The sequence below is a fragment of the Leucobacter sp. NPDC077196 genome, from assembly GCF_040687075.1.
In the GTDB taxonomy this organism is placed as follows: domain Bacteria; phylum Actinomycetota; class Actinomycetes; order Actinomycetales; family Microbacteriaceae; genus Leucobacter.
Genome location: NZ_JBFBML010000018.1, coordinates 23,122 through 47,532, shown reverse-complemented (window position 1 = coordinate 47,532; position 24,411 = coordinate 23,122). Strand labels below are relative to the sequence as shown.

Here is a 24,411-nt window from a genome sequence, read left to right as displayed (position 1 = left end):
AACCGCGCCTTTAACGACGCAGATTCCTCCGAAAACGACACGGTGGTCGCAACCTCCCGAAACTCGGGGTGTTGCGACCACCGTTAGAACCCGCCCAAGCTGAGCGGGGCCTTTTTGCGCCCCAAGGGGGTGAAGAACGGCAACTGCGCGCAGTCCTGCGTCTACTGATCGGACACGACCTGCTATCCGAGGGCCGAGTCTGCCTAGGCAACGGATACGAACTGGAGGTAGTCGATGCTGTCGACACTCAAGACGCGCGGTGGGGGCCGCGTGCATCGAAACAAGGAACGAGCAAGACGTTTGATCGCGACGCTCGCAGCGGGGCTGGTGCTGGCATTGGGGATGCCACTCGCAGCGACCACCGTCGCAGCGCCTGCGCAGGCGGATACTGGCAACACGAACGCGGCGGTCTTGGGGCAGGGGGCGCGCCCGTTCTACGTGTATGTCAAAGCTGGTGAGTACCTCTACGTGAAGACTGACCAGAAGACTGATTACATCCGTGACAACGAGGGCAAGGACCACGCCTGGGAACCGATCGGAAACACGTTCGGTCCGGCGAAATCGGACGGGATCTGGCAGGTCTATCTCGCCACCGGCAATCCCGCAAACCCGGTGGGGTCGTGGGACATCGAGCCGCGCACGAGCACGTCTGCCTCGAGCGGCGTGCAGGGGCGCGTGTGGACGAATCAGTACTACATCCGCCAGAACGACGGGGTGAACGCCACCAAGGTGAACCTCAACTACTGGATGATGAATGACACCGGCTACCTCTACCAGGTCGAGATGCGCGGCTTCCGGGGCATGAACTCCACCATCGCGGCAAACTCGGTTGGCAACAAGAAGTCTGCGACCAATTGCAGCTCGGCCTATCGTTCGGTCGACACCTGGTCGGGCCTCGAATCCACGCTCGATTGTGGCGACCGCTACCGCATCTTCTTCTCGAAGCCCGCAGCGGATCTTCCCGCTACGGCGAAGGCTGGGAACCGCACGATGTACGTTGCTCCCCAGCCACTGACCAAAGAGGAACTCAACCAGTCCGAACTCACCTATGATCCCAGCGCAGCGTCGCAGGGGAACTTCGCGGGAACCTTCACTTCAAAAATCACCGAACGTTTCCAGGGCAACTACAAGCTCCAGATCGACACCGACGGCAACGACTCGTTCACCGATGCCAAAGACGTAACCATCGACCTCGCAGCAGACGGCTCAGGCACGTACAAGTACGTCTGGGACGGCAAGGACCAGGATGGGAAGCTCGTTCCGTCGTCCGGCAAGAAAATGAACGCGCGCATCCTCTTCGACAAGGTCGGTGAGATGCACATCGTGCAGCGCGACGTCGAAGGCCGCGATGGAATCCGAGTGACGTTGCGAAACGGTGACCGTGAGAATGTTGGTGACACCACGCTTTCTTGGGATGATCGAGCTCTTTCGACCAAGAACCGAGAGTCGGTCACGCCCAACCGTGACGGGCGGGCAGGTGTCGATTCATCGGGATTCGTGCATGGATGGGAATACTCGTACTCCTGCCATGAGGTCGACGAGGACTGTGGCGCATGGGGCAACAACCGCGCAATCGAGGACTGGGTCTCGCAAAAGGTTTCAGCGTTCGCAGAGGTGCAGGCATTCGGCGGCGACCCGTCGATCGCGATCGAGAAGACCGCAGATCGTACGTCCTACAAAGCCGCAGGCGAGGTTGTGACCTACAACTTCCACGTAACCAATACCGGAAACCTCGACCTCGAAAACGTTGCCGTCAACGAGACCGAGTTCTCCGGTGCAGGGCAGATGTCGGCCGTGACGTGTCCTACGACGACGCTCCTGGCTGGCGCAGCGATGGACTGCACGGCGACGTACACCGTGCAACAGGAAGACCTCGAGCGCGGCACGATCACGAACGCGGCGATCTCGACCGGCAACCCCCCAGGCGAAGAACCCGTCACCTCACCTCCCGATGACGTGGAGATCCCCGCAACGGATCTCCCCGCGATTTCTCTTCTGAAGGAGATCTCGAACCAGCAGGCCGAGAGCGTCGAGTGGGGGCCGGCGTCACAGTTCCAGGTCGACCAGAGCCTCGACTACCGGTTCACAGTGACGAACACGGGCAACCTGACCCTGAACGACGTCACGGTGTCCGAGACCGCGTTCACGGGGTCCGGGGACCTTACTGACGTGGTGTGCCCGGTCACGACGCTCGCACCGGGTGAGTCGACGATCTGCACGGCGACGTACACGCCGACATCTCAGGCAGACGTCGACCAGGGCACCATCGACAACACGGCGATCGCGACCGGTAACGCGGTCCGCAACGAAGGAGTGACGTCTGACCCGTCGTCGGCCATTGCTGTCGCACCGCACACGCCCGCGCTGCACCTGGTGAAGCTCGCCGACAAGCAGAACTACGTCGCTGGCGACCTCATCACGTATTCGTTCCAGGTATCGAACGTTGGAAACGTCACGATGAAGGACATCGTGGTCAACGAGACCGAGTTCACCGGCTCCGGCGAGCTTTCGCCGGTTGTGTGCCCCGTGACGGAGCTCGCTCCCGGCGCAAACACGATCTGCACCGCCACGTACACGGCGACGCAGGAGGATCTGGACCGAGGAACGATCGAGAACGCGGCAACATCCACGGGCACCCCACCCGATGGGCCGGACGTGACCACGCCCCCGAGCGAGGTCGAGATCCCGGGCGTGCAGGAGCCGCACCTCACTCTCGTGAAGACCGCGGACCAGGAGAGCTACGTCGCTGGTGACCTCATCAACTACTCGTTCGAGGTCACGAACTCGGGCAACGTCACCATGAAGAACATCTCCGTGGAGGAACTCGCGTTCTCCGGCGACGGGGAGCTTTCCGCGGTGACCTGCCCCGCCGACGTCGTGCTCGCACCGCGTGAGTCGACGATTTGCACGGCCAGCTACACCACCACTCAAGCGGATCTGGACCGAGGCACGATCGAGAACGCCGCGATCGCTCACGGCACTGATCCGAAGGAAGCACCGGTCGATTCCAACGATGACGACGTGAATGTGCCTGGGGCACAAAACCCGAAGCTGGTGCTGGATAAGTCGGTCGACAAGCAGACGTTCACGGAAGGCACCGAGCTCACCTATTCGTTCACGGTCACGAACACTGGCAACGCCACCACCTACAACGTGGGTGTGGTCGAGGTCGCATTCAACGGCACCGGCAAGCTGGGCGATGTGGTGTGCCCGGCAGAGGAAGTGCAGGCCCTCGCGCCTGGCGCATCTGTGACGTGCACGGCAACGTACACGGCGACGCTTGAGGACCGTGGCAACCTGGATCTTCTGCGCAACGTCGCCGTGGCCACGGGGAACCCGGGCGATCCGGGCAACCCGCCTCTCCAGTCGAACGAAGATGACGCGGTCACCACCCCCGAGCCCTTCCCCGAGGTTCCGGCTCCTGCAGCGCCCGCAGCGCCGCTCGCGGTCACGGGTGGGGACGGGCCGTCGCCTGCGCTCGTCGGTGGCGGTGCGCTGCTTCTGATAGCTGCTGCTGGGGTGTTCACGTTCGCCGCGTTGCAGCGTCGCCGCCAGGCCGCAGCAGCATCGGAAGCGGGTGACGCCACACTCGTGAGCTAGAGAGAAACTCCAGGGTAAACAGGGCAGCGGCCCTGGCCAGATTCGTCCTGGCCAGGGCCGCTGCCCTTGTGTCCCCCGGTTAGTCGTTTCCGGGCCGCAGCACCGAGTCCGACAGGTTGTATCCGCCCCAGGGAGAACCGCCCGGGACATGGCGGGTGCCGTACGTGTTCCGTTCGCTGATGATCGGGAAGCCGGAAGCTTGCCACGCGGCTGGGTAGTACTCCTCGAGCCAGCTCTGGAGACGTGCGAGCTTCGTGCGTTCGCCTCCGTGTTCTGCGAGCTTCTTCGGGACGACGGGGAGATCTCGCCAGCCGGGAAGGACGTGGTCATGCCACGCTTCGACGGCCGCGTTCTCACTGTTGCTGATTGTGTGCCAGCGGCACGGGCTGCAGATGAACTGGTAGATGAGGTCGTTCGGGAGTTCCCCGTCTGCGTGGTCGTGCTCTGGCCCGCCGAAGCGGCCACCGTCGCACCGGGCGTCGGCCTGGAACGATGCGTGCTGGTGGGCTCCGATGCTGATCTCTTCGCCTCTGCGGTACTTGTCGCTGTGCCACATGTGGCTGTAGGGTACGCACCCGAAGCTTCCGTTTTCGAACTGCCACCGCTCCCACGCCGCGTCGAGTTCTGCAGGGGTCCGGTACTGCTCGTGGTACCGGAGCGGTGCCCCGTCCCAGGTGGGCACGGTTTCGACGGCGGCCTGGTGGATGAGGGCGTCGATGTCGAAGCTGAGTTGTGCGGTGCTCATTCGTGGGTGCCTTTCTTGGCGAGTACGGGGAGAATCCAGAGGCGGTAGCCGGCGATGGCCCAGAGCGTCGGGATCAGGATGATCGCGAGCGGGAGCGGTATCTCGTCGGGGATCATCGGGTGCTGCCGTCCGCGTAGGTGGCGGTGAGGCCGAACTGATGCATGAGTTGCTCGATGAGTGCGGCGGCTGTGGCGTGCTCGTCGTCGCCACTGTGCCCGGATCGTGCGTCTTCCCACGCTGCGTGTGCGAGCTGGTGTGTGAGGCAGATGGTTCGTACCTGCTGGGTGTTCCCGTAGTCGAGTCCCACCTTGTAGATCGCGTCCCCGACGTGAGTGACCAGTTCGTCTGTATCTGTGATTTCGTCGAAGCCCCATAGCCCCATCACGCGTGCTCCGAGTGCTGCGAGTTGCATCGTGTAGTCGCTCATTGTCTGCTCCTTGTTCTTGATCCCTCCCTCACGTTTTTTTGCCGTGAAGGCACGTATGTGCCTGCGGAGGTGTGCAGCTCGGAGGGGGTGCGGAGCGTCGATCCCGCATGGCGCAGACATGCGAGAGTGCTGCGGCAAGCTCAGCCGCGGAGCGGATGTGCGACCGTGCCCCTGGAGAGCGGAACGGCCGTATGCTGCCGAAGGCTTCATGGCAAAAAGCGGGCGTAGCCCGAAAGGAAACGATGCCGGCCTCTGTGCCGGCATCCGCCCGGAGCACCCCGGAGGGGTGGTCGTTCCTGCGCAGCGGCTTGTGCGCACCTGCACGCTTCTGCAGGTATGAGCCGATCTGATTTCAGCCTGCAGGTGATCCCACATGGTGCGTGAGCGCGGTGCACGTCCGGAAACCCCTACGGCTCCCCCGCTGCCGCTGCCGGAGCGCGGCGTGCCGGAACTTCCGATCGATTGGATGGCTCTCGACGCTGTCGCGCAGAGCAAAACTCTCCGGAGCGTGCTCGGGGTGTGGGTGCCGAAGATCGTGTGCGAGTTCGGCCTCAGCGAGCAGGTGGTGCCGCGGTGCTGGTATCGGCACTCCGCCATGATTCATGAGCTGTTGGCGCTGTTCCAGTATCGGCAGCAGCAGCAGTTCAACATGGAGCTCGGCCCGCCGGCGTCTGCAGCGATCGATTTCCAGTACCAGTTCAGTCTCTGGCTGCAGCGCATGCGCTCCCTCACCGGCAACGCCGGCTGCACAGCTTCGAAGCACCTGCCGCAGCTCCGTCCGTCTTGGGCGGACTCGTCGACCACGGACTTTGCGATGTGGTCGGTGGATCTGGACGAGTTCGCTCGGGAGCTGGTGGCGTTCGCTGAACCTGACGTGTCGGAATCATCTGCCCTCGAAAACGGAGAAGAGTCATGAGCAATTTGCAGACCAATTGGAAGAAGTGGAAGCCGAAGCTCGTCGCGGCCGGTGCTGCGGGTTTCGTGGTTGCGGTCGTGGCGGTGCTGATCGGCATCATCATCGGCCCGGGGGACACCGCGGAGACGCGTCCGTCGCGTAACAGTTCGCAGCCGACCGACAGCGAGAAACCAGCCCCCGAGCAAGATGCGGAGGAAGCTGCTGGGGAGCTGGCGGCGGCACCGTCGCTGGGAGATGACGGGTTCGCGTCGATGGAAGTCACCACAGATCCGCGTGTCGCTGCGGCGTCTGCAGCACAGGTGCTGATGTCGGCGGATACGAAGAAGATCGAGTGGGTCGAGAATTTCCGCAAGGAATCCCTCTCACGAGTCATGCGGCCAAGCCCTGAATACGTCGGCCCGGGTGACGGCCTCCAGGTGAAGGCATTCGGCGGTGACACCTACTACGGTGACGAGCTGATCGACCGCGCCCCGGAGATGCTCGCGACGGAGAAGTACTCCCCTGACGGGTGGTGGTGGCTGCTCGGTGACACGCAGAGCTTCGGCGGGTTCGCCTCCTACGGGGCGAGCCTCACGTCGCGGGCGATCGAGGTGTACGACCAGGAAGAGATGGAGGAGTACTCCGGTGGGTCGTACTGGACGAAGCCGTCCGATCAGATCACCGTCGACATCGACCCAGAAGCGTCGTTCGAGCTGTACTGGGTGCGGGTAGAGACCGCGACTGATGCCGGCGAAGGGGCAACCACGCAGCGCTACCCGGTGGCGCTTGCGGTGTACTGCGACCCTCCCGCTGCGGGTGGGGTGTGTGGTGTGACTTCGCTGATGACGCGGTACCCGGACGGCTGGAAGACGAGCTACTGATGGCTGCACCCATCGCCGCGAAAGTCGCGATACAGGTTGTTCAGTCAAAGACTGGGCGGCGCATCATTGCGGGCGTTCTCGCCCTGATCCTGCTGATCGTGATGCTGCCGGCGATCCTCATCGGCGGCGCAGCGATGGCGATCGCTATCGGAACCGGGGAATCCGGGACGTGCACCACGGGTGAAGCTGTCGGAGGGTTCTCCAGTGAGCAGCTCGGGAACGCGGCGGCGATCCGCGCGGCCGCAGCGGAGATGGAGGTCCCCGATTCGGGTGTGAAGATCGCGATCATGGTGTCGCTCGTGGAGTCGAACCTGCTGAATCTGGCGAATACGGGCGTCCCTGAGTCGATGTTGCTTCCGAACCAGGGCATGGGGTCTGACCATGACTCGGTCGGCATCATGCAGCAGCGCCCGTCCTCTGGGTGGGGCACTCCGGCCGAGCTGATGAAACCTGAGTTCGCCGCTCGTGCGTTCTTCGGCGGGCCGAGCGGCCCGAACGGTGGGAGCCCGCGCGGGTTGCTCGACATTGCCGGCTGGGAGTCGATGGGGCTGGGAGTCGCCGCGCAGACGGTGCAGGTCAGCGCGTTCCCGGACCGGTATCAGGAGCGCTCGGCGGACGCCGACGCGGTACTCGCGGCATTGGGCGACACGACGACCATCTGTGAGGGCGGCGACGGCGGCACTCCCCCGCAAGTGGTGGGCGGCTGGGCGAACCCCATAGGGATGCAGACCTGGGCGACCTACCCCAACCACGCCGGGGGTGCGATGGACGTGCACGTCGGCACCGGCACCCCCGTGTACGCGCCCGCAGCCGGGAAGGTCTTTGACCTCTCCGAAGGGTGCGGAGGGATGGTCATCGGCATCCAACACGACGTGCAATACACGACCGCGTTCGCACACATGTCCTCATTCGCCGTCGCCGCAGGAGAGCAGGTCAAAGCCGGTCAGCTCATCGGATACTCCGGCGCTTCGGGATCGTGCGTCAACGGCGCCCATCTGCACTTCGAGGTTCGTGTGGGGCCGAACCCGACGAGTTGGGGGTCGTTCACGCCCGCCTACAAGTTCATGCGCGAGCAAGGGATCACGATGGGGCCCTGCACGGGAGGGTGCGACCTGTACCCGATGTGAGACGAAAATGGGTGGCTTCCAGGAGTCGTCGCATCGCGAATTTCTCCGATCCGGCGATTTACCTACACGGTTTGAACCATACAGATCAGCTGGTCCCTGTCTTCCCATGAACTGGTATCAGTGAATCCGACCTTCTTGTAGAGAGCAATCGCGTTCGAGCGCCACTTCCAAACCGAGAGCTGAATTACCTCAGCGTTGACGCGGACGGCATGATTTCGCGCCTCCGTGAGTAGAGAGGTGGCGATGTGCCGACCGCGATAGTTTTCGTCCGTCCACAGGCGCTTGATCTCTAAGCTTTGGTCGCCTCGAGTCGTGATTACGAGACAGCCTGCAGCGTGACCCTCGTACCGTGCTACTAGAACGGTGTCGCCGCTAAACGTCCTTTGAGGATCTGTCAGCTCGAAACGGTATTTCTCGGGAAGTGCGTCAACGGACCCGACCGGGTTGCCCTTCTCCGACTCTGTCCGGAGGTGGTAGTCCGTCAACAAGGTCGTTAGCTCGGCGCAGTCCCGCGGGTTCGCCGCGTTCCATTGGGTCACGGTGACGCTGCGCTGATCGGACATGAATCAATAGTCCCATGAGGCTGGAAGCAAACACATGCGGCCGCGGCGATGAGCTTGGCGAGGCGTTCAGGGCACGGTCCTTCTTCGTGCCTGCCGGGTGCGCGGTCCCTTTCTTCTACGAGGCGAACCACCAACCTCGAAAGGACACATCCCATGTCTCTCCCCTCCCTCTCGGCGATCGCCGACACGACCGTACGTAAGGTGCTCGAAGTACCCGATATCAACGCAGACTTCAGCACCGGCCCCGCACGGGCCGGAATGACGCTCGTGAACCAGATCCTCGCCGTTGGCACGATCGTCGGCATCGTCGCATTCATCGCGGCCGCGTGCCTGCTCATGTTTGCCGGCCTGGACAGCCGCAACAAGACGCGTGCGTGGGTGGCGCTTGCTGTCGCCGGCATCGGGGCTGCGGTGCTGGGGTCGATCGTCGCGATGATGACCTTCTTCGGCAACATCAACCTGTTCTAAGCGCGGATCTCATCGTGTACGTGCTGGAAGACCAGATCGAGCTCGGCTGCACGCCGGGTCTCGATTACCCCATCTGCGTCAGCGCAGAATCGACCGCGCGCGGCATGGGCACCTTCATCGGGTGGCTCGCACAGACCGTGCTGGGTTCACAGGAGTTCGCCCCCGGCACGACGCTGTGGGATAACGCGATCGGTGAAGCCTCGAACTGGTTCGCGATCGCGATCGTCGTGATGCTCATCACGGGCATCGTTGGGGTGTCGACTGGCATGTTGTCGATGAAAGGCCGCCGCTTATGGGTGTCCGTGCTGAGTATTGCCGCCGCGATCCCGTCCACGTTCCTCTCCCTCGCGCTCGGCGGCGAGCTGCTCGCGATCAGTGACCAGCTCAGCGAGCTCGCGCTTAAACGCATCGGCGGTGAGGACGGGTTCGAGAACCTGTTCCGCACCGTCGTGCAGGGCGGCACCGGCTCAGACGTGGGCGGGGCAGCGCTCACGCTGACGGGTCTGAGCTCGGCCGTTCCGATGATTCTGATGCTGATCGGTATCCTCCTCGGGCTGCTGCTGATGTCGTTCGCGCTCGCGTTCCGCAATCTGGGGTTGATGGTACTCATCGCGTTCTCCCCGCTCGCGTTCATGGCGGTGCCGATGCGAGGCGGTTGGGGTATCGCGAAGAAGTGGGCGATGGCGGGTATCGCGTTGCTGCTCGCTAAACCCCTCATGTTTGGGATCCTGGCGATGCTGCTGAAAACGTCGGACGGGATGGCATTGTTCTCGCCGCAGACGTTGACGGTGATGACGGGCCTGTTCGTCGTGTCGTTCATGCCGATGATGTCGTACTCGTTCTTCGCGTTCCTCGGCTCGGGCAACGAGAACATGGCCGGCCAAGGCATGGCCGGCCAAGCCGGTCAGAAAGCTTCCGCCCCGGTGCAGCGGGCAGCGGGGGCGGCCTCGAGCAAGATCGGGGCCGGCGCTGCAGGAGCGGCAGGTGCGGTATTCAAGACGTCCAAGAGCACGACGTCGACCAGCTCACAGGCGTCAAGCTCCCCTATCAGCTCGAAGGGGCAGCAGGGCGATGCTGCCGGCAAGAGCGACGCTTCGGCCGCCGCCAAGAACGGCGCTGCGACGGGTGGCGGTGCTACTCCGGCTGGCACCCCCAACGGGGGCGGCGGGGCCCGCGGTGGGAATGCCCCCAGCGGCGGTGCCCCTGGCGGCGGTGCCCCTGGCGGTGCTGGCGGCGGCAGGAGCGGTGCACCAGCCCCCGCGGGAGGCGGTGGTGGGGCTCCGGTGAACGCGAGTGGCAGCTCCAGCACTCGGTCGCCTCAGGTTCCGTCCGCACCCGCACCTTCCGCGCCCGGGGGCGGCAGTACGCCGCAGCCGAAACCGGGAACGCCCGCAACTCCGAAGTGGTGATAGCTCATGGCTCACGAAGAACTGGCGACGGTGCGCTTCTCGCGCCGCGCCTCCCAGGGCGTCGTCCTGGGTATCGACAAACCCGGCATCTGGTCGCTCGGGATCGCGATCGCCCCAGTGCTGGCAACCGTCGTCACCCAAGGGCCGTTCAACGCGATGTTCGTCGCCCTCCTGATGTCACCGCTCGCGATCACCGGACTGATCAAGCGGCACGGGATCGCGCTCACACTGTGGCTCGTCTGGGCGACACGTTTTCGACTGAGAAAGATGATGGGACGAACAATGTTCAAGCGTCGCGTGAAGCGGGCGGAACCGATTATTCGCGGTGAGCTGCAGCTTCCAGGGCTCGAAGATCGCTTCCAGATCTGGGAATCCCCTACGGGGATCGCCGTCGTCTGGGACAAAGCCCGGCAAACCGCGTCGATCACGTGCATGGTGACCTCCCCCGGTATGGCGCGTCACCGCACTCAGGTGATGACCGCGCATGACCGGGAGCACCTCACTGCTGCGCTGATGAGCGTCGCGGGGTCGTGGACGCGGCGCCGCCAGATCATGCGCGTCTCGATGCAGGAGCGCACCCGACCAGGCACGATCGTTCGTGAGCAGCGCACCTTCGATGCGCTGGGTGCGAGCGGGGAGCTCGCTGAGTCGTATCAGGAAGCGCTCACCCGCGTAGCTGAGGAGAGCGTGCTGCACCCGCAGTCGATCACGCTCACCATCGACGCGGGCGGCGGCGCGGGGCGTGCGGCCGCGAAAGACCTCGGCGGCGGCAAGGCCGGGATTCTCGGCATGGTCGAGCAGGAGATCGCCGCGACGACGGAATCGCTGCGCGTCGCGGGCTTCACGAAAGTGGTGTGGACCTCCCCCCGGGAGTGGGGGGCGTGGGGGCGCGGCATCGTCGACCCCGTCGCGGAAGGCAAGATCGACATTCGATTGGGGACCGCGTTCGAGGGCATCGCCCCCGAACTTGCCGGCCCGATGTCGTGCGTCGATGAGAAGAATCATGTCGAGACCGATTCCGCGTTCCACCGCGTGTACTGGATCGCTGAATATCCGCGCCTGGAAACGCTGCCGGGGTTCATGGGCGAGGTCGCGAGCGCGGAGACGTCCGCGGGGATCCCGGTGCGGCACACGCTGCAGATCGTCGGCACCCCCGTTCCGATCGAACAGGCCCTCAAGGGCATCCGTAAACAGCGAGAGTCGTGGAAGCAGAACGCCGCACTGAAAGCTCGGCGCGGCAACGATGTGACGATCGCGGACAATTCCGACTGGCAGAACCTCGACGCACGCGAGCAGGACCTCATCAACGGACAGGGCGAACTGGCCTGGACCGGGTTCGTGGTCGTGTCGGCGCTGAGCCATGACGCGCTTCTTCGCAGCTGCACGTCGATGGAGCTCGCAGGCAGCACCGCGTCGATCGAACTTGTCCCCCTCACCTATCAGCAGGCCGCAGCGCTCATGACCGTGGCGTACCCGGCCGGAACGGGAATGTGATGAATCAGCATCAGCAGTTGGCGTTCATCCCTCAGAAGCTCTCACGGAAAGAACGCCGCATTCTCAAAGAAATGCACACCGTCGGCCAAGACGAAGCGACGGCCGCCGTCGACGTGGAAGAAGCACCGTACCTGTCCCGTATCGGGCGTCTCGTGCGCGGCCATGCTTCCGACATGAAACTCCCCCGGCACACGGGTACGGGGTGGGAGTGGGCGTCGCTGAACCCGTTCCCGTTCTCCGACGTGCCCGTCGTCGCGGGCCCGGTGATCGGGCTCGAGCGCACTTCTGGCGGGCAGCCGTTCTCTTTCCACGCCTGGCACATGTACAACGACGACATCATCACCTCCCCCAACGTGCTGTTCAAGGGCGGTATCGGGCGCGGCAAGAGCTACTTCATGAAACGCATGGTCGCACTCGGCGTGCTGTTCGGTGTGACCTCGATCAACACCAGCGATGTGAAGGGCGAGCACGGGGTGGTAGCTGAAGCGCTCGGTGGCCAGTGGTATCGGGTCGGCGCGTTCGGCACCGATGTGCGGTTGAATCCGTTTGAGAAGGGTGAGCGGCACTTCAAAGAGACCGAGATCGAGCACAACCAGCGCATCCATGCTTCCCGGCAGCTGGTCGCCCAGCAGCTCGCGGGCCTCCTTCTCGAGGATGAGGACCCGCTCACCGCGATCGAGAAGTCGATCCTGGCGTGGGCGTTGGAAGAAGTGGTTCGGGAAACCAACGACCATCCCACGATCCGGAAGGTCGTGCAGAAAATCGACGACGCCGACGCCCTCAAGGCCGCCCGCGATAACCGGTTCGAGCGCGGTGAGGAACGACGGCTCAGGTTCTTGTTCGATCCGATGCTCACCGGCAATCTCGCCGGCATGTTCGAAGACGAAGGGACGGTCGAATTCAACCCGGATTCGCCGTACACGGTGTTCGACACGTACGCAATGCAGAAGCGCGGAGATCTCGCGCTCGCCCTCACCCAGACGATCACGAATTCGTGGGTGATGAACGTGGTGTCCAATAAGTCCGCAGGTCGCATGATCCAAGTCATCCGCGAGGAAGGGTGGCGCGATATGAAGACGCTGCAGGGCCTCGAAGCGCACGAGCTGCAGTTGAAGCTCTCCCGCGAGTACGGCATCTCCCTGATGATGGCCGTGCACGAGGATGGCGATTTCGATTCGGTCGGCACGCAGGGATCGAAAGAGCGTGAGCTCGCGCAGAAACTGCTGCGCCAATACGCCGTCTCGTTCACGTTCCACCAGGGCGATAAGACACGCAGACGGGCGGTGGAATCGGGAAACCTCACCCCCGGTGAGGCTGCGATGCTCGCGAGCTTCTCGGGCCAGCAGGGCATGTGCCTGTTGCAGGCGGATGAGCGCTCATTCGTGATCGACGGCCGCTCGACGTCGACGGCGTGGGAGCGCACCTTGTTCGATACCGACCGGGCGATGCGCGCCCGTGAGGCACAGCACGAAACCCTGGGGGTCGCCGCATGAACACCGACAACGGAGTGGACTCACTCGTCGACGAATCCCTCACCCTGTTCGCTGAATGCGACCCGGGGATCACGGATCCCTACCTGGAGGAGGCGTGGGCCTTGCTCGTGGATCTCGTGCAGATGGCCGGCGCCAGGCTCATGGAGCACCGCTTCGGCGGGCTCATCAGCGCCGCCGACGAAGTGGCGCTGTATCTCGGACAGCTCGAACGCGTGTCGCAGGTCGCCCGTGAGGCACCGTTTCAGGTTCCCGCGATCGCGTTGCGACCGTTGAAAGCGGCGGGCCGGTTCGTGGAGCACTCCCCGCACCGTGACGAGGTGTGCCAGTTGCTGCTCGCGATGCCGCACATCATCGCCGGCTACGCGTCGTACCTCACCCGCACCGCGGGCCGCCCGGCTCGTCCCGCGCTGGACGTGCTGGATCTCGCCGTGCGTGCGGGAAGCGTCTACCGGGACAGCCTCACCCGCGCTGTTCCAGCACTTTGAAGCATCGTCACTGAAAGGTCTCCCCTGATGAGTTCTCCAGATCGCGTCGCTCCCGCGTCCGAGTTCGGCCGCGTCGTTCGCATGATGGGTGTGTGGCAGCGCGTCGTCGTGTTCATCATGCTCCCCGCGATGCTGCTCGGCGTCGTGCAGGCGATCACGCAGGCGATCGTGCTCGCGATCAACGGCAACCGCGACTTCCAGGTGCTCGGCGTGCTGCAGTACGTCGCACAGTGGGGACGCGCAAACCCTGCTGAAGCGTACGGAATGGCCGGGTCGGTGGTGCTGCATTGGGCGGTCGCCGTACTGCTGCTGGGCGTGTTCGGTACTGCAGCCGGTGCGATCGTGTGGTGGGGCATGAAGCGCCGCAAGAACCCGCAACTGCGTGCCGGCCTCGCCTCGGAGAAAGACGTGCAGCGGGAGTTGGGAACGAAGCAGCTCGTGGAGCAGCGTGGCCCGAAGCTGCGCCCGTCGCTTGCCGGGAAGCTCATCAAGCCCGAGTGGGTGGGGTACTGGCTCGGCCAGTTCCGGGGGATGGATGTGTGGTCGCGTGTGGAGGACGCGATCATTCTCATTGGCCCGTCGCGTTCGGGTAAAGGGTTCCGGTTCTTGCTGCGAATGATCTTGGATGCGCCCGGCGCGGTCATCACCACGAGTGTGCGCTTGGACAACGCGAAGATCACGATGCGGGCGCGTGAGCGTGCCGGCTCCCCCACTCTGATCTGGGCTCCGGGTGTCGAAGGCGGGAAGGAGACCGGCCGCACCCTGAAATGGGATCCCGTGGCCGGCTGCGTCGACGAGGAAACGCTTGTGCGTCGCATGAATGCGCTGATCCCTGCTGGGGCGTTCGGCGGGTCGACGTCCAACGGTGGTCATTGGGATGCGCTCGGCAAGCAGCTCGCGGGGCACCTGTTCCACGCGGCCGCGTGCGGCGGTGTCGGCGTTGACGAGATCTGGGGGTGGGTGATGTCCCCCACGATGGCGCAGGAGGCGGCCCGCATGATCCGGGAGCACCCTGAAGGGATGCCTGAGCACGCCGATCATCTCGAATACGTGCTCGGCATGCCCGCGGAGCAGCGCGCGACGAGCTGGGGAGTTCTCCCCACGGTGCTCGCGTTCATGGGGTCGCGTGCGGCGCGCTGGTGGATGAAACCCGACGAAGAAGAAACCGTCGACCTGGTCGATTTCATCCTGCGCCGCGGCTCGGTGTTCATCGTGGGCGACAAGATGGCAGCCCCCGAGTACACGCGCATGAACGATGGCCTGCTGGCCGAATTCGACTACATCACGAAGGGCATCGCGGCCGCGTCCCCCGGCTCCCGTCTCGATCCTCCGGTGTCGTATGTGCTCGATGAGGCCGGCAACATCGAGTACCAAGGCATGTACGAGATCATCACCGCGGGTGGCGGGTATGGGCGCGTGGTCGTTGCCACGTTCCAGTCGAAGAATCAGCTCGAGCAGTTCGGCGACAACCAGGTCGGGGCGACGCTCTGGGATGCGGCGCCGACGAAGATCATCCTTCCCGGCGGCGGCGACACGAAAGCGCTCGAAGAGATCTCGAACCTGATCGGGGATGTGTGGGTGGAGCGGCAGTCGCAGACGCTCGGAAGCGGTGACCCGTCCGCGCAGTACAGCACAGAGCAGCGGGCGGCGTTCTCGAAGAAGGAGATCCGCGAAATGGATCTCGACTACGCGTTCGTGTTCTACCGCAACCTCTCCCCCGTTGTGATCCGCACGAAGCCGTTCACGGAGCACCCCCGATTCGCTGAATGCATGAAGGACGCGGAGCAGGTCGACGCATCGTTCCGGGAAACATCGCGCTACACGGAGCAGATCGCAGAACACGCGAACGCACGTGCGTGAATTGAGCCCATGGGCGCGACAGTCGCAGGGACGCAACGCGCACCGCGCGTTCTACGCCGACTACATCACATCCGCGAAGTGGTATAGCCGGCGAGCGCGATGGGCACTGGAGGAGAGTACTCGGATTGCTCCAGCACTGATCCTGTGCCGGGGCAGGTGCGGGAACGCATGGAACGTGGACCGGGATGACCTGCATCACTGCGTTTACGACCGTCTCGGAGACGAGGCCCACGAGGATCTGTGGCCGATGTGTCGAAGTTGTCACACGAGGCTGCACGAGTTGCTCGATTCGTCCCGCTCGTGGCGGAAGCTGCCTAAGCGGCAAGCGAACCGGCAGGCGCTCGCGATCCTCGCAGGCCGGAACGAGCCGCCATCGCCAAGATCGTTGACGGTCTATCTGTAAATAGTGCGGGGACGCTGCATATCGCAACGGCCCCGCACTATTAGCTAGTTCTCAGTCGTGATCCTTGCAGACCACATGCATCTACTCAGTCACCTGAGCGTGCTGTGTTCGAGCGCGGGAGTCCCGCACCCATGTCACGATGACGGTCAGGAGCGCGATCACTCCAGCCACGGGCAGCAGGTGCATCCCAATGAAGAAGATTCCGCCAGCGCCGATATTGGTTTCTCCGCCCCAACCGGTCTTGATGATGATCAGACCGGCTAGCAGGGAGACTCCGATCAGGAGGAAAGCAGCTGAAAGCCAGGCTGCAGCGTTCTTCTCGTAGCTGACGAACCAGGTACCTGAGACTCCTGTGATAGTTGCGATCAGCGCGAGAATCCCTCCCCAGATTGGAGCGGGGAGACCTGAGTTCAGACTGCTGATGAAGGCCCATCCGGAGATTCCGAACGCGATGGCAGCAACCAACAGCAGTAGGCGGCCCATCTGGAGAGTTACCGGTCGTTTCAACTGCCGTTCCAATCATTGGTTTTCCCGCTGACTACCCCGTAGTACGCGGAAGCTGCCCCGAAACGCGACGTCTTCACGGTCGTCGATTCGTAGAACTTGTTTCCGCAATTCTGGCGGAGGTGAGAGTTCAATGTGGAGTTCGCGTTCCTGCATCACAGATTGGTGCGCTTCCAACGGTCTCTGGAGGCCGAGGCTGTCAAACCACGGCCATGTCTCCCAGCGGTCCGAATGCAAGTGCCTGTGAACGGGGCGAAGTTGCACTTGGTGCATCCGCAAAGCCTGATTTATGCTGCGCTGGCGGCGCTATCTACGGGGTGAGGCGGACGATCCGACGCTCGCCCATCATGGAATGGAGACCAATCATGATCCTGGTCAAGGCGAACTTGGGAGATCTGAGCGAAGCGCGGTACTTCGAAGCGACCGAAGACAAGCCCCGCGCGCTGTACGTCGGTGTCGTTGAGCAGCAGCGAGTGCAGAACGAGGCTGGCGACTGGGAGGACGGCGACAAGGTCTGGTACCAGGCCCGGTTCAAAGGCGCAGACGCTGACTGGGTGCGGGACACCCTGCGAAACGGTGACCCGGTGCTGTTGTGGGGTAACGTCCGCGACAGCACGCGGGAAGTGGACGGGAAGACTCTCGAGTCGAAGGAACTGTTCGTTGATGCGGTGTCGATTAACCCGCGATTGCGGAAAGTGACGATCGACCGTCCAGTGCGTCAGCAACAGACGCAACAGGCGTCTCAGGCTGCCACGCACGCCGTCGACGCGGAGGTAGACGGGCGGGCGAGAGCCGCAGCGCGGGCGACGGTCGTGAGCCGGTTGCACGACGTCGTGGGCAAGCGGTACATCGACGGCGCTGTGGCCGACCAGGTCGTGGCTGCCTGGGACGATCCCGCGCTGCCGGTGCCGGAGCTCGGGCAGGCAACGGTGAGCGCGCTGCGTGCCGGGGGTGCGAACGAGGCGGTCGTGGCCTATGTTTCGAGCGTCGCTGACGAGTATGCCGGTGGTGGGCACGTGATGAGCTGGAATGAAGCTGCGGCGGCCGCGAACCCTGCGCCGCCTGCGAACGATACTTGGACGCTGGTGAATCAGGCGCGACGTGACGTCGCAGCAGGTGCGTCGCAATCACCTGGAATGTAGTCACGTCCAGACATCGAGAGGGGCCGGCGCAAAAGCGCCGGCCCCTCTTTTCGTGTGCCCGACCGGCTATTCGCGGTCTCGGGTGATTGCAGTGAAGATCAGAGTGAGCACGCCGATGGCGATGGGAGTCAGTATCGTCACGGCCGCCGAAACCGGGAAGAACACCGCCCAAATCCCGCTCATCTCGCCCTGAATCGGTACGAACAGGGCGAGCAAGTTATTGAGTAGCACGATGACGATCTGGGCGGCAAACATGATCGCGGGAACCCACTTCCACTTACCGAAGCTTTGCAGCGATCGCGCCGCGGCAACTGCGCTGATCAGAGCGGCAGAAATTCCGATGACGATTGCAAAAGGTGACGCTGCAGTGAGCCAGAGCGGAGCGCTGCCTTCGCCATCGAAGACCGTTGAAAGGACGAGCATTCCCCAGACAAAGGACCAGGCCGCGTAGAAGAGTGCGCAGTATGCCGCAAACCGGCTACGGCCGAGCGGGCCCCGTGATGCCAGACCAGTAATCGCCAACACGGCATATCCAGCGCTGATCAGAGTGAGAGAGGAAATCTCACCCCAGACGGTCATCCAAGGGGCGGCCAGGTTACACACGGCCCCCGCCAAGATCAACGCGCCAGCGGCGAGAAGCCGCTGATCCATCGCCTGCTTTTTCGGTCTCGTGACTGTGGTGTCGATCATGAGTGAGCCCTCCCCCATCGTCATTGATTCGGACTGCTACTGGCATCCTCGCACGAGAGCGGGGTTGGCACAGATCATGCCAACCCCGCTCTCGTGTGTGCGCTGCCCGTCCCTTCTTGAGGTACCAGTACCTGATCGAGAGGACAGAGTATGGATACCCAAGCGACTGACCGAAGCGTGGCCGCGGAACTCGAACACCTCGAGTTCTGGCAACGCGTTGACGAGCTGCGAGCGGCAGGACGTATCTGCGCTCGCACTGAGCTGCAGCTGCAGAAGATGGCCGAGGATTCGAGCAACATTCATGATTTCAAGGCGCGGCTTCGCTCTGGCGGACCCCATTTGATGGACGCCACGGAGCAGCGGTATCTGACGTCAGCGGTGGATACGCCGGAAGGGCGCCGGCCGGAGTCGTGGGCGGAGTCCTCGGCATATGTGCGCGCCTTCGGCTCGGATCAGTACCAGGGCACCGCTGCGGTGCAGCAGCAGGAGCGTGATCGCCAGGTGGAGGTGACTCGCGTCATCTCCTGACCGGCCAATCGCACAGAGGGGGCCGCGCTTTGGGAGCGCGGCCCCCTCTGGCGGTTGTGGGACTGCGCGTGTCTGGGCTTCAAGGGGCATGAAGCCGAGAGACGTCGAAGGTGGGGGCCAGAATGGCACGTAGGAAGCAGCGGGTACCGGATACCCAGATGGTGTTCGACCTGTGGGGCGAATTTGAGACAGCAGCAGCGACGGAAGGAACAGCATATGCACGATCAGGAGAGCCTCGCGAAACTGCAGCAGTCGTGGCCGGAGACGACGGACTATTTGCGGCGGGTTGGTCAGGTCAACAACGATCTGGCAGTGCTGAGGGAGATCTCGCAACGGGACGAGTACGAGGCGTCTCTGACGTGGCTGGATCATCTCGCGGTGGGCGTGGAGGATCTGACGAGTCGGCCGAACGCGGCGATAGTGATGCGGTTCCTCTTCGCACGGCAGATCGTGATTCGCAGCGCGGCGGAGGTTCCGGAGTATCGGGAGCTGCAGGAGGCGTTCGACCAGGAGCAGACGGAGGAGTACGGGGAGGATTCGTCGAGCAGGGAGCACCTGTTGGAGAGCCCGACGTCGACGTTCTGGGAGTCCCTGGATCAGAAGATGTGGAGCCTTCACGAGCTGCACGTGAAGCTGGCGCTCTGGGCGTTGGAGACGGCGACGAGCCACGGCTACGAGGGGCCGTCGTTGACGTTGACGCAGGCGGTGATTCTGCTGAACGTGTGCCGGTTCCTGGAGCAGGAGCCGGAGCAGTCTCCCGGGTGGGCGGCGGAGTGTCTGCGGTCCGCACTCTCCAGCGACTTCTTCGAGAAGGCCGCGAACCCAACAACGTAGAGCTCGATGAGTTGCGCCGCTTCCCCGGGTGGGGTGCGACGCCGGAACTGTTCGACCCGAACTCGAACAAGTACGCCGCCGATCGTGAAGCGCTGCAGGAGATGTGGGGCGACACGGAGTGGGGTGCCGCGCGGCGTACAGTCCTGAACGCGCACTACACGCACCCCGACTATGTCAGAGCGATGTGGGACGCGGCAGACCGGCTCGGAGTGTCTGCCGACGCGCAGGTGCTGGAGCCCGGATGCGGCACCGGCAACTTCATCGGCCAAGCGCGCCCGGGCCAGCAGGTGACCGGTGTGGAGCTCGACCCGACGACGGCCGGGGTTGCGCGGCTGTTGCACCCGGGAGCGACAGTGCGAAACGAGTCGTTCGGTGACACGTTCCTCGATCACGACGGCTACGATCTGACGATCGGGAACGTGCCGTTCGGGCAGACGAAGCTCTACGATCCGGCGTACAACGAGGCGAAACTCAGCCTCCACAATCACTTCATCGTGAAGTCGCTGCGGCAGACCAAGCCGGGCGGCATTGTCATGGTGATGTCGTCACGGTGGACGATGGATGGGAAGACGGAGCGAGCGCGCCGCGAGATCGCGAAGTACGGGGAGCTGCTCGGCGCGGTCCGTATGCCGCGCGGAGCGCACGGCGAGATCGCCGGCACTGACGCGACGATCGACGTGCTCGTGTTCCGGCGCCACCTGGGCGAAGCGCCCGAGAGTGAGCCTGCATGGTTGCGCGCGGTCGACGTCGACGGGGCAGCCGGGGCCGCGGCGATCAACTCCTACTTCGAGGATCACCCCGAGATGGTGCTGGGCGAGCTCGGCACCCGGCTCGGTCAGTTCGGGCCGGAGCTCACAGTGACCGCGGCCGACGTGTCCGCTGCGGCCGTGGCTCCAGCCCTGCGACGGTCGCTCGACCGCATCGTGGATGACGCGATCGCGAACGGTCAGGCGTGGGAGGCGACCGGCAAGGTCGTGGCGGATCGGCCTGTCGCTCGGATCGTGCAAGATCCCGATCAGGTGATCGGGCATATCGGCTTCGACGAGGAAACGGGGCTTCTCACGCAGGTGGGCCTCGACGGGCCCGAACCGGTGACCGTACCGAAGAATGCGGTGGCGGAGCTCCAGCACCTCGTGCGTCTGCGGGACGCCGCGGTGAGGGTGCTGGAGGCAGAGGCGTCGACCAGGGAAGACACTCCGGAGATCGGTCGACATCGTGCTGCGCTGAACGGCGTCTATGACCGGTATGTGGAGAAATACGGGCCAGTGAACCGGGTGTCGGTGACGGTGAAAGAACGGGTCGGGAAAGACCCGAGCATCATCCGCCGATATCCGGCTGCGGTTCGGGCGCTGCGGCAAGATCCGCACTTCGCGACGGTCGTCGCGCTCGAGCGATACAACGAGGACACCGGGGAAGCGCGCAAGGCGACGGTGTTCACGGAACGCGTGGTCGGTGCGGTGACCGAGGTGCACCGCGTCGACTCCCCCGAAGACGCGATCCGCGTCTCCCTCGACCGGATCGGGCACGTCGACGTGCCGCTCGTTTCGGAGCTGCTCGACGTCGACGAGGCGTCCGTGCCGGAACGTCTGGGCGATCTGGTGTTCCTCAACCCCGACGATCTGGAGACGTATATCCCAGCCGGTGAGTTCCTGTCCGGGAACGTGCGGCAGAAGCGCAAGGAGATGCGCGAGCTCGCGGCCGCCGATGCGATGTTCCAACGGCATCTCGACGCGTTGGAGCAGGTCATTCCCGAGGAAGTGGGGCCTGCGGAGATTGACGTGAAGTTCGGGGCCGGCTGGGTGCCCGTCGACGACGTGTCGATGTTCCTGGAGCACGAGCTGAAGAAGGAAGTCAAAGCGATCGAGAGGATCGACGGCGAGTGGAAATATGCGCTCGTGGGAAAGCCCGCGGCCACGGCGGAGAGCCGGTGGGGGGTGTCCGGTGATCATGTGAACCTCACCGCGACGGATGTGTTCAAGCGAGTCCTCAACGGCAAGTCACTCGAGGTGACGTACCGGCCCGATAAAGATGGGCCGATGTTCGTGGACCAGGTCGCCACGGAAACGTTGCAGGAGCGTGCTGGGGAGCTTCACGAGTCGTTCCAGGACTGGCTCTGGCAGGACGGTGAGCGTGTGGAGCGCCTGCAGGAGCGCTACAACGATCTCTACAACGGGATCGTGCTGCGCTCCTATGACGGTGTCGAGCTGACGTTCCCGGGGAAGGCAGCGACGTTCGAGCCGCGCCCGCACCAGCACGCGGCGGTGGCACGCATGCTCGCTGAACCGGCGACGGGCCTCTTCCATGAGGTGGGAGCTGGAAAGACCGCTGAGATGGTGCTCGGCGTGAAGGAGCTCAAGCGGCTCGGCATGGTGAACAAGCCCGCGATCATCGTCCCGAATCAGATGCTGGAGCAGTTCACGCGCGAGTACAAGCAGATCTACCCGCGGGCGAAAGTGCTCGCTGCCGGCAGCGAGGATATTCAGTCGTCGGGCACGAAGAACGGGAGGAAGCTGTTCGTCGCGCGAGCCCGGACGGGTGACTGGGACGCGGTGATTCTCACGCACTCCGCATTCGAACGGATTGGGTTGGGCAAGGCGCAAGAGGCGTACGCCGCGCAGCGCCTGCACGAGATGCAGGAGATCCACGAGGCGAAACTGAACTCGCAATTGTCGGAGAAATCCGTGAAGGGGCTGGAGAAGGCTCTCGCAGATCAGGAGCAGCTTCTGAAGCGGATGCTCGATATTGGCCATGACGAGGGAGTGTCGTGGGAGGAAACGGGCATCGATTATCTGTGCATCGATGAGGCGCACAAGTTCAAGAATCTCACCGTCATCTCGAAGGTCGCGGATCTGTCGAAGCCGGCCGGTTCCAAGCGTGCGACGGATCTCGATATGAAGCTCTGGTACTACCGGGAGCATCTCGGGCAGTCGCGGGTGGCGACGCTTGCGACGGCGACGCCGCTGCCGAATTCGATGATCGAGATGTACGTGATGATGCGGTACATGCGGCCAGACTTGCTGCGCGAAGCACAGGTCTACACTGCGGACGACTGGGCCAGGCAGTTCACCGAGCAGGTCACGGCCGTCGAAGCGAAACCCGATGGTGGCGGGTTCCAGGTGAAGACGCGCACGACGAAGTTCCGCAACGTGCCGGAGCTGCTGCGGATGTGGCATGTACCGGGCGATGTGAAAACGCAGGCGGACCTGGCACTGCCAGTCCCCGAGCTCGTCATCAACTGCGACGGAAAACGGGCGCCGGAGATGATCGTGGTTCCGGCCACCCGCGCGCAGGAGGCCGGCATGGCTGATCTGATCGTGCGCGGCGAAGCCGTGCGCAACGGTGCGGTCGAACCAACCGAGGACAACATGCTGAAGATCACTGCGAACGGTCGGGCGCTCGCGATGGATGCGCGTCTGATGGATGAGCCTGGGCCAGAAGATGACGAGCGCACGAAGCTCGACGTCGTAGCGGAGCAGGTATTTAGGATCTGGGACGAGAACAAGGATCGCGAGTACCTCGACGAATGGGGCGAGATCTCCTCCACTCCCGGCGCCCTGCAGATCGTGTTTGCTGATCTGGGGACCCCGGCCGCTGACGGGCGGTGGGATGCGTACAACGAGTTGCGGGACCAGCTAGTCGCGCGAGGTGTGCCTGCGTCTCAGGTGCGCTTCATTCATGAGGCGAGCAACGACCAGGCGAAGGCCGAGCTGTTCCAGCAGGCCCGCGACGGCCGCGTGCAGGTACTGGTCGGGTCGACCGAGAAGATGGGCGTCGGCACGAACGTGCAAGCGCGCGCGATCGCGCTGCATCACGTCGATGCCCCGTGGCGGCCGGCGGACGTTACCCAGCGTGAGGGGAGGGAGATTCGTCAGGGCAACCAGAACCCAGAGGTCCATCTGCTCCGGTATGCGACGGAGGGGTCGTTCGATTCGTACATGTGGGGCACGCTCGCCCGGAAGGCTGCCTTTATCGAGCAGGTGCTCACCGGCAGGCTCGACGTGCGCGAGGTCGATAACTCGACCGAGATGGCGTTGCAGTTCGCGGAGATGCAGGCGATCACCGCGGGAGACATGCGCATTTTGGAGGTCGCGAACCTCCGAAACGAGACGCAGAAGCTCGCCCGGCAGCAGCGTGGCCACCAACGCAAGATCGGCGCGATCGAGGTTCGACAGAAAATGCTGGAGCAGCAGGTCGGCGTGTTCGAGCACGATCTCCAGGTGCTACGGGCTCTGGCGCCGAAGGTGGTTGAGACGCGCGGGGATGCGTTCTCGGGGCGGGTGAAGCCGTCGAGCTGGGCGGAGTCACCCATGTACCGGGACCGGAAGGAGTTTGGGGCAGCGTTTCGCACCACGCTCGAGCGCGCTCGAGCGGCAGTGCCGTACTTCGGGACGAACAACGCCGGCTACCCGGCACCGTTGAAGTTCACCGTGTCCGTTGGCGGCCTCGACTGGGAAGCACGGCTCCGATGGAATCCGAAGGCGAGCAACGATCCTATCGTGGAGTTCCACGCGGGACGTACGATCCACGCGCTGCAGTACAAGATGCTGTGGTCGCGTGCGATGGACGGCGAGGTCAGCATGGTCTCTCAGGGGTTCGAGTCTCACGCTCGGATGGTCCCCGATGAGATCTGCCAGCACGAGGACGTTCTGGTGTCGGCCCGGGGCGAGGTTCGGGAGCTGGAGGTGATGAGTGCGGAGAAGTGGCCCAGAAAGGACGAGCTGGATCAGAAGCAGATGCGGCTCGCTGCGATCATCACTGAGCTCGAACGGGAAGCCGCGGGACCCAAAGACAACGCGCCTGCCCCACCGCAACACACCGTGGAGCGAACAGTGAGTAGCGGGCACACGATGTAGCTGCCGGAGG

19 protein-coding genes are annotated in these 24,411 nt (G+C 63.9%); 14 read left to right on the top strand and 5 right to left on the bottom strand.

Annotated features, from left to right (window positions below):
* Positions 1-300: 300 nt before the first annotated feature.
* Positions 301-3,600 carry a CARDB domain-containing protein gene (locus tag AB0O71_RS13720; RefSeq protein ID WP_363746196.1) on the top strand — a complete coding sequence of 1,100 codons (3,300 nt, stop codon included), beginning with the start codon at positions 301-303 and terminating at the stop codon, positions 3,598-3,600.
* A gap of 79 nt (positions 3,601-3,679) precedes the next feature.
* On the opposite strand, the gene AB0O71_RS13715 is transcribed toward AB0O71_RS13720, so the two are convergent.
* On the bottom strand, positions 3,680-4,345 hold the full coding sequence (locus AB0O71_RS13715) for a DUF6349 family protein (protein WP_363746194.1): 666 nt from the start codon (positions 4,343-4,345) through the stop codon (positions 3,680-3,682).
* Between the two features lie 112 nt (positions 4,346-4,457).
* A complete protein-coding gene (locus AB0O71_RS13710) occupies positions 4,458-4,772 on the bottom strand; it encodes a hypothetical protein (RefSeq protein WP_010155269.1) in 315 nt (104 codons plus the stop codon).
* 373 nt (positions 4,773-5,145) lie between these two features.
* Between AB0O71_RS13710 and AB0O71_RS13705 the strand changes: the two genes are divergently transcribed.
* From AB0O71_RS13705 to AB0O71_RS13695, 3 genes are read left to right on the top strand one after another with little or no spacing between them, the layout of a single operon-like run.
* Positions 5,146-5,688 (top strand): hypothetical protein, encoded by a 543-nt coding sequence (locus AB0O71_RS13705; RefSeq protein ID WP_363746191.1) that lies wholly within the window; start codon positions 5,146-5,148, stop codon positions 5,686-5,688.
* The gene (locus tag AB0O71_RS13700; RefSeq protein WP_010155271.1) at positions 5,685-6,548 is read left to right on the top strand and encodes a hypothetical protein; all 864 of its coding nucleotides are present in this window, start codon (positions 5,685-5,687) and stop codon (positions 6,546-6,548) included. Before AB0O71_RS13705 ends, AB0O71_RS13700 begins: the two co-directional genes overlap by 4 nt.
* Entirely contained in the window at positions 6,548-7,675 is a 1,128-nt protein-coding gene (locus tag AB0O71_RS13695; RefSeq protein WP_010155272.1) for a M23 family metallopeptidase, read from the top strand. The genes AB0O71_RS13700 and AB0O71_RS13695 overlap by 1 nt, the downstream gene beginning before the upstream one ends.
* A 62-nt stretch (positions 7,676-7,737) precedes the next feature.
* Here the strand turns inward: AB0O71_RS13695 and AB0O71_RS13690 are convergent, their stop codons facing one another.
* Complete coding sequence (locus tag AB0O71_RS13690) at positions 7,738-8,238, bottom strand: GNAT family N-acetyltransferase (RefSeq protein ID WP_029608084.1); 501 nt, start codon at positions 8,236-8,238, stop codon at positions 7,738-7,740.
* A 153-nt stretch (positions 8,239-8,391) separates the two neighbouring features.
* Between AB0O71_RS13690 and AB0O71_RS13685 the strand changes: the two genes are divergently transcribed.
* Genes AB0O71_RS13685 through AB0O71_RS13660 form a run of 6 tightly spaced genes read left to right on the top strand, consistent with a single transcriptional unit; the run spans position 8,392 to position 15,447 of the window.
* Positions 8,392-8,706: a hypothetical protein gene (locus AB0O71_RS13685; RefSeq protein ID WP_010155275.1), complete on the top strand. Its 315-nt coding sequence runs from the start codon at positions 8,392-8,394 to the stop codon at positions 8,704-8,706.
* 14 nt (positions 8,707-8,720) lie between these two features.
* Positions 8,721-10,115 (top strand): hypothetical protein, encoded by a 1,395-nt coding sequence (locus AB0O71_RS13680; RefSeq protein ID WP_010155276.1) that lies wholly within the window; start codon positions 8,721-8,723, stop codon positions 10,113-10,115.
* Between the two features lie 6 nt (positions 10,116-10,121).
* The gene (locus tag AB0O71_RS13675; protein WP_010155277.1) at positions 10,122-11,609 is read left to right on the top strand and encodes a PrgI family protein; all 1,488 of its coding nucleotides are present in this window, start codon (positions 10,122-10,124) and stop codon (positions 11,607-11,609) included.
* Positions 11,609-13,102, top strand: coding sequence for an ATP-binding protein (locus AB0O71_RS13670; protein WP_231291496.1), 1,494 nt, complete (start codon positions 11,609-11,611; stop codon positions 13,100-13,102). Before AB0O71_RS13675 ends, AB0O71_RS13670 begins: the two co-directional genes overlap by 1 nt.
* Positions 13,099-13,587 carry a hypothetical protein gene (locus AB0O71_RS13665; RefSeq protein WP_010155279.1) on the top strand — a complete coding sequence of 163 codons (489 nt, stop codon included), beginning with the start codon at positions 13,099-13,101 and terminating at the stop codon, positions 13,585-13,587. Before AB0O71_RS13670 ends, AB0O71_RS13665 begins: the two co-directional genes overlap by 4 nt.
* A 27-nt stretch (positions 13,588-13,614) precedes the next feature.
* Positions 13,615-15,447 carry a TraM recognition domain-containing protein gene (locus AB0O71_RS13660; protein ID WP_010155280.1) on the top strand — a complete coding sequence of 611 codons (1,833 nt, stop codon included), beginning with the start codon at positions 13,615-13,617 and terminating at the stop codon, positions 15,445-15,447.
* 484 nt (positions 15,448-15,931) lie between these two features.
* On the opposite strand, the gene AB0O71_RS13655 is transcribed toward AB0O71_RS13660, so the two are convergent.
* A complete protein-coding gene (locus AB0O71_RS13655; RefSeq protein ID WP_010155282.1) occupies positions 15,932-16,333 on the bottom strand; it encodes a hypothetical protein in 402 nt (133 codons plus the stop codon).
* Positions 16,334-16,719: 386 nt separating this feature from the next.
* Between AB0O71_RS13655 and AB0O71_RS13650 the strand changes: the two genes are divergently transcribed.
* Positions 16,720-17,496: a hypothetical protein gene (locus tag AB0O71_RS13650; RefSeq protein ID WP_010155283.1), complete on the top strand. Its 777-nt coding sequence runs from the start codon at positions 16,720-16,722 to the stop codon at positions 17,494-17,496.
* Between the two features lie 66 nt (positions 17,497-17,562).
* Here the strand turns inward: AB0O71_RS13650 and AB0O71_RS13645 are convergent, their stop codons facing one another.
* The gene (locus AB0O71_RS13645; RefSeq protein ID WP_143025977.1) at positions 17,563-18,186 is read right to left on the bottom strand and encodes a hypothetical protein; all 624 of its coding nucleotides are present in this window, start codon (positions 18,184-18,186) and stop codon (positions 17,563-17,565) included.
* A 150-nt stretch (positions 18,187-18,336) separates the two neighbouring features.
* On the opposite strand from AB0O71_RS13645, the gene AB0O71_RS13640 reads away from it, so the two are divergent.
* From AB0O71_RS13640 to AB0O71_RS13630, 3 genes are all read left to right on the top strand, one after another.
* On the top strand, positions 18,337-18,714 hold the full coding sequence (locus AB0O71_RS13640) for a hypothetical protein (protein WP_010155285.1): 378 nt from the start codon (positions 18,337-18,339) through the stop codon (positions 18,712-18,714).
* Positions 18,715-18,930: 216 nt separating this feature from the next.
* Entirely contained in the window at positions 18,931-19,548 is a 618-nt protein-coding gene (locus AB0O71_RS13635; protein ID WP_010155286.1) for a hypothetical protein, read from the top strand.
* Positions 19,488-24,401: a DEAD/DEAH box helicase family protein gene (locus AB0O71_RS13630; RefSeq protein ID WP_143025976.1), complete on the top strand. Its 4,914-nt coding sequence runs from the start codon at positions 19,488-19,490 to the stop codon at positions 24,399-24,401. The genes AB0O71_RS13635 and AB0O71_RS13630 overlap by 61 nt, the downstream gene beginning before the upstream one ends.
* Positions 24,402-24,411 lie beyond the last annotated feature (10 nt).

Excerpts from the sequence above, each read along its gene's own strand:
- AB0O71_RS13645 (WP_143025977.1), bottom strand. The coding sequence starts at position 18,186 with ATGATCGACACCACAGTCACGAGACCGAAAAAGCAGGCGATGGATCAG.
- AB0O71_RS13675 (WP_010155277.1), top strand. The coding sequence starts at position 10,122 with ATGGCTCACGAAGAACTGGCGACGGTGCGCTTCTCGCGCCGCGCCTCC.
- AB0O71_RS13710 (WP_010155269.1), bottom strand. The coding sequence starts at position 4,772 with ATGAGCGACTACACGATGCAACTCGCAGCACTCGGAGCACGCGTGATG.
- AB0O71_RS13690 (WP_029608084.1), bottom strand. The coding sequence starts at position 8,238 with ATGTCCGATCAGCGCAGCGTCACCGTGACCCAATGGAACGCGGCGAAC.
- AB0O71_RS13660 (WP_010155280.1), top strand. The coding sequence starts at position 13,615 with ATGAGTTCTCCAGATCGCGTCGCTCCCGCGTCCGAGTTCGGCCGCGTC.
- AB0O71_RS13655 (WP_010155282.1), bottom strand. The coding sequence starts at position 16,333 with ATGGGCCGCCTACTGCTGTTGGTTGCTGCCATCGCGTTCGGAATCTCC.
- AB0O71_RS13685 (WP_010155275.1), top strand. The coding sequence starts at position 8,392 with ATGTCTCTCCCCTCCCTCTCGGCGATCGCCGACACGACCGTACGTAAG.
- AB0O71_RS13640 (WP_010155285.1), top strand. The coding sequence starts at position 18,337 with ATGGATACCCAAGCGACTGACCGAAGCGTGGCCGCGGAACTCGAACAC.
- AB0O71_RS13670 (WP_231291496.1), top strand. The coding sequence starts at position 11,609 with ATGAATCAGCATCAGCAGTTGGCGTTCATCCCTCAGAAGCTCTCACGG.
- AB0O71_RS13695 (WP_010155272.1), top strand. The coding sequence starts at position 6,548 with ATGGCTGCACCCATCGCCGCGAAAGTCGCGATACAGGTTGTTCAGTCA.
- AB0O71_RS13700 (WP_010155271.1), top strand. The coding sequence starts at position 5,685 with ATGAGCAATTTGCAGACCAATTGGAAGAAGTGGAAGCCGAAGCTCGTC.
- AB0O71_RS13650 (WP_010155283.1), top strand. The coding sequence starts at position 16,720 with ATGATCCTGGTCAAGGCGAACTTGGGAGATCTGAGCGAAGCGCGGTAC.
- AB0O71_RS13665 (WP_010155279.1), top strand. The coding sequence starts at position 13,099 with ATGAACACCGACAACGGAGTGGACTCACTCGTCGACGAATCCCTCACC.
- AB0O71_RS13705 (WP_363746191.1), top strand. The coding sequence starts at position 5,146 with ATGGTGCGTGAGCGCGGTGCACGTCCGGAAACCCCTACGGCTCCCCCG.
- AB0O71_RS13715 (WP_363746194.1), bottom strand. The coding sequence starts at position 4,345 with ATGAGCACCGCACAACTCAGCTTCGACATCGACGCCCTCATCCACCAG.
- AB0O71_RS13635 (WP_010155286.1), top strand. The coding sequence starts at position 18,931 with ATGCACGATCAGGAGAGCCTCGCGAAACTGCAGCAGTCGTGGCCGGAG.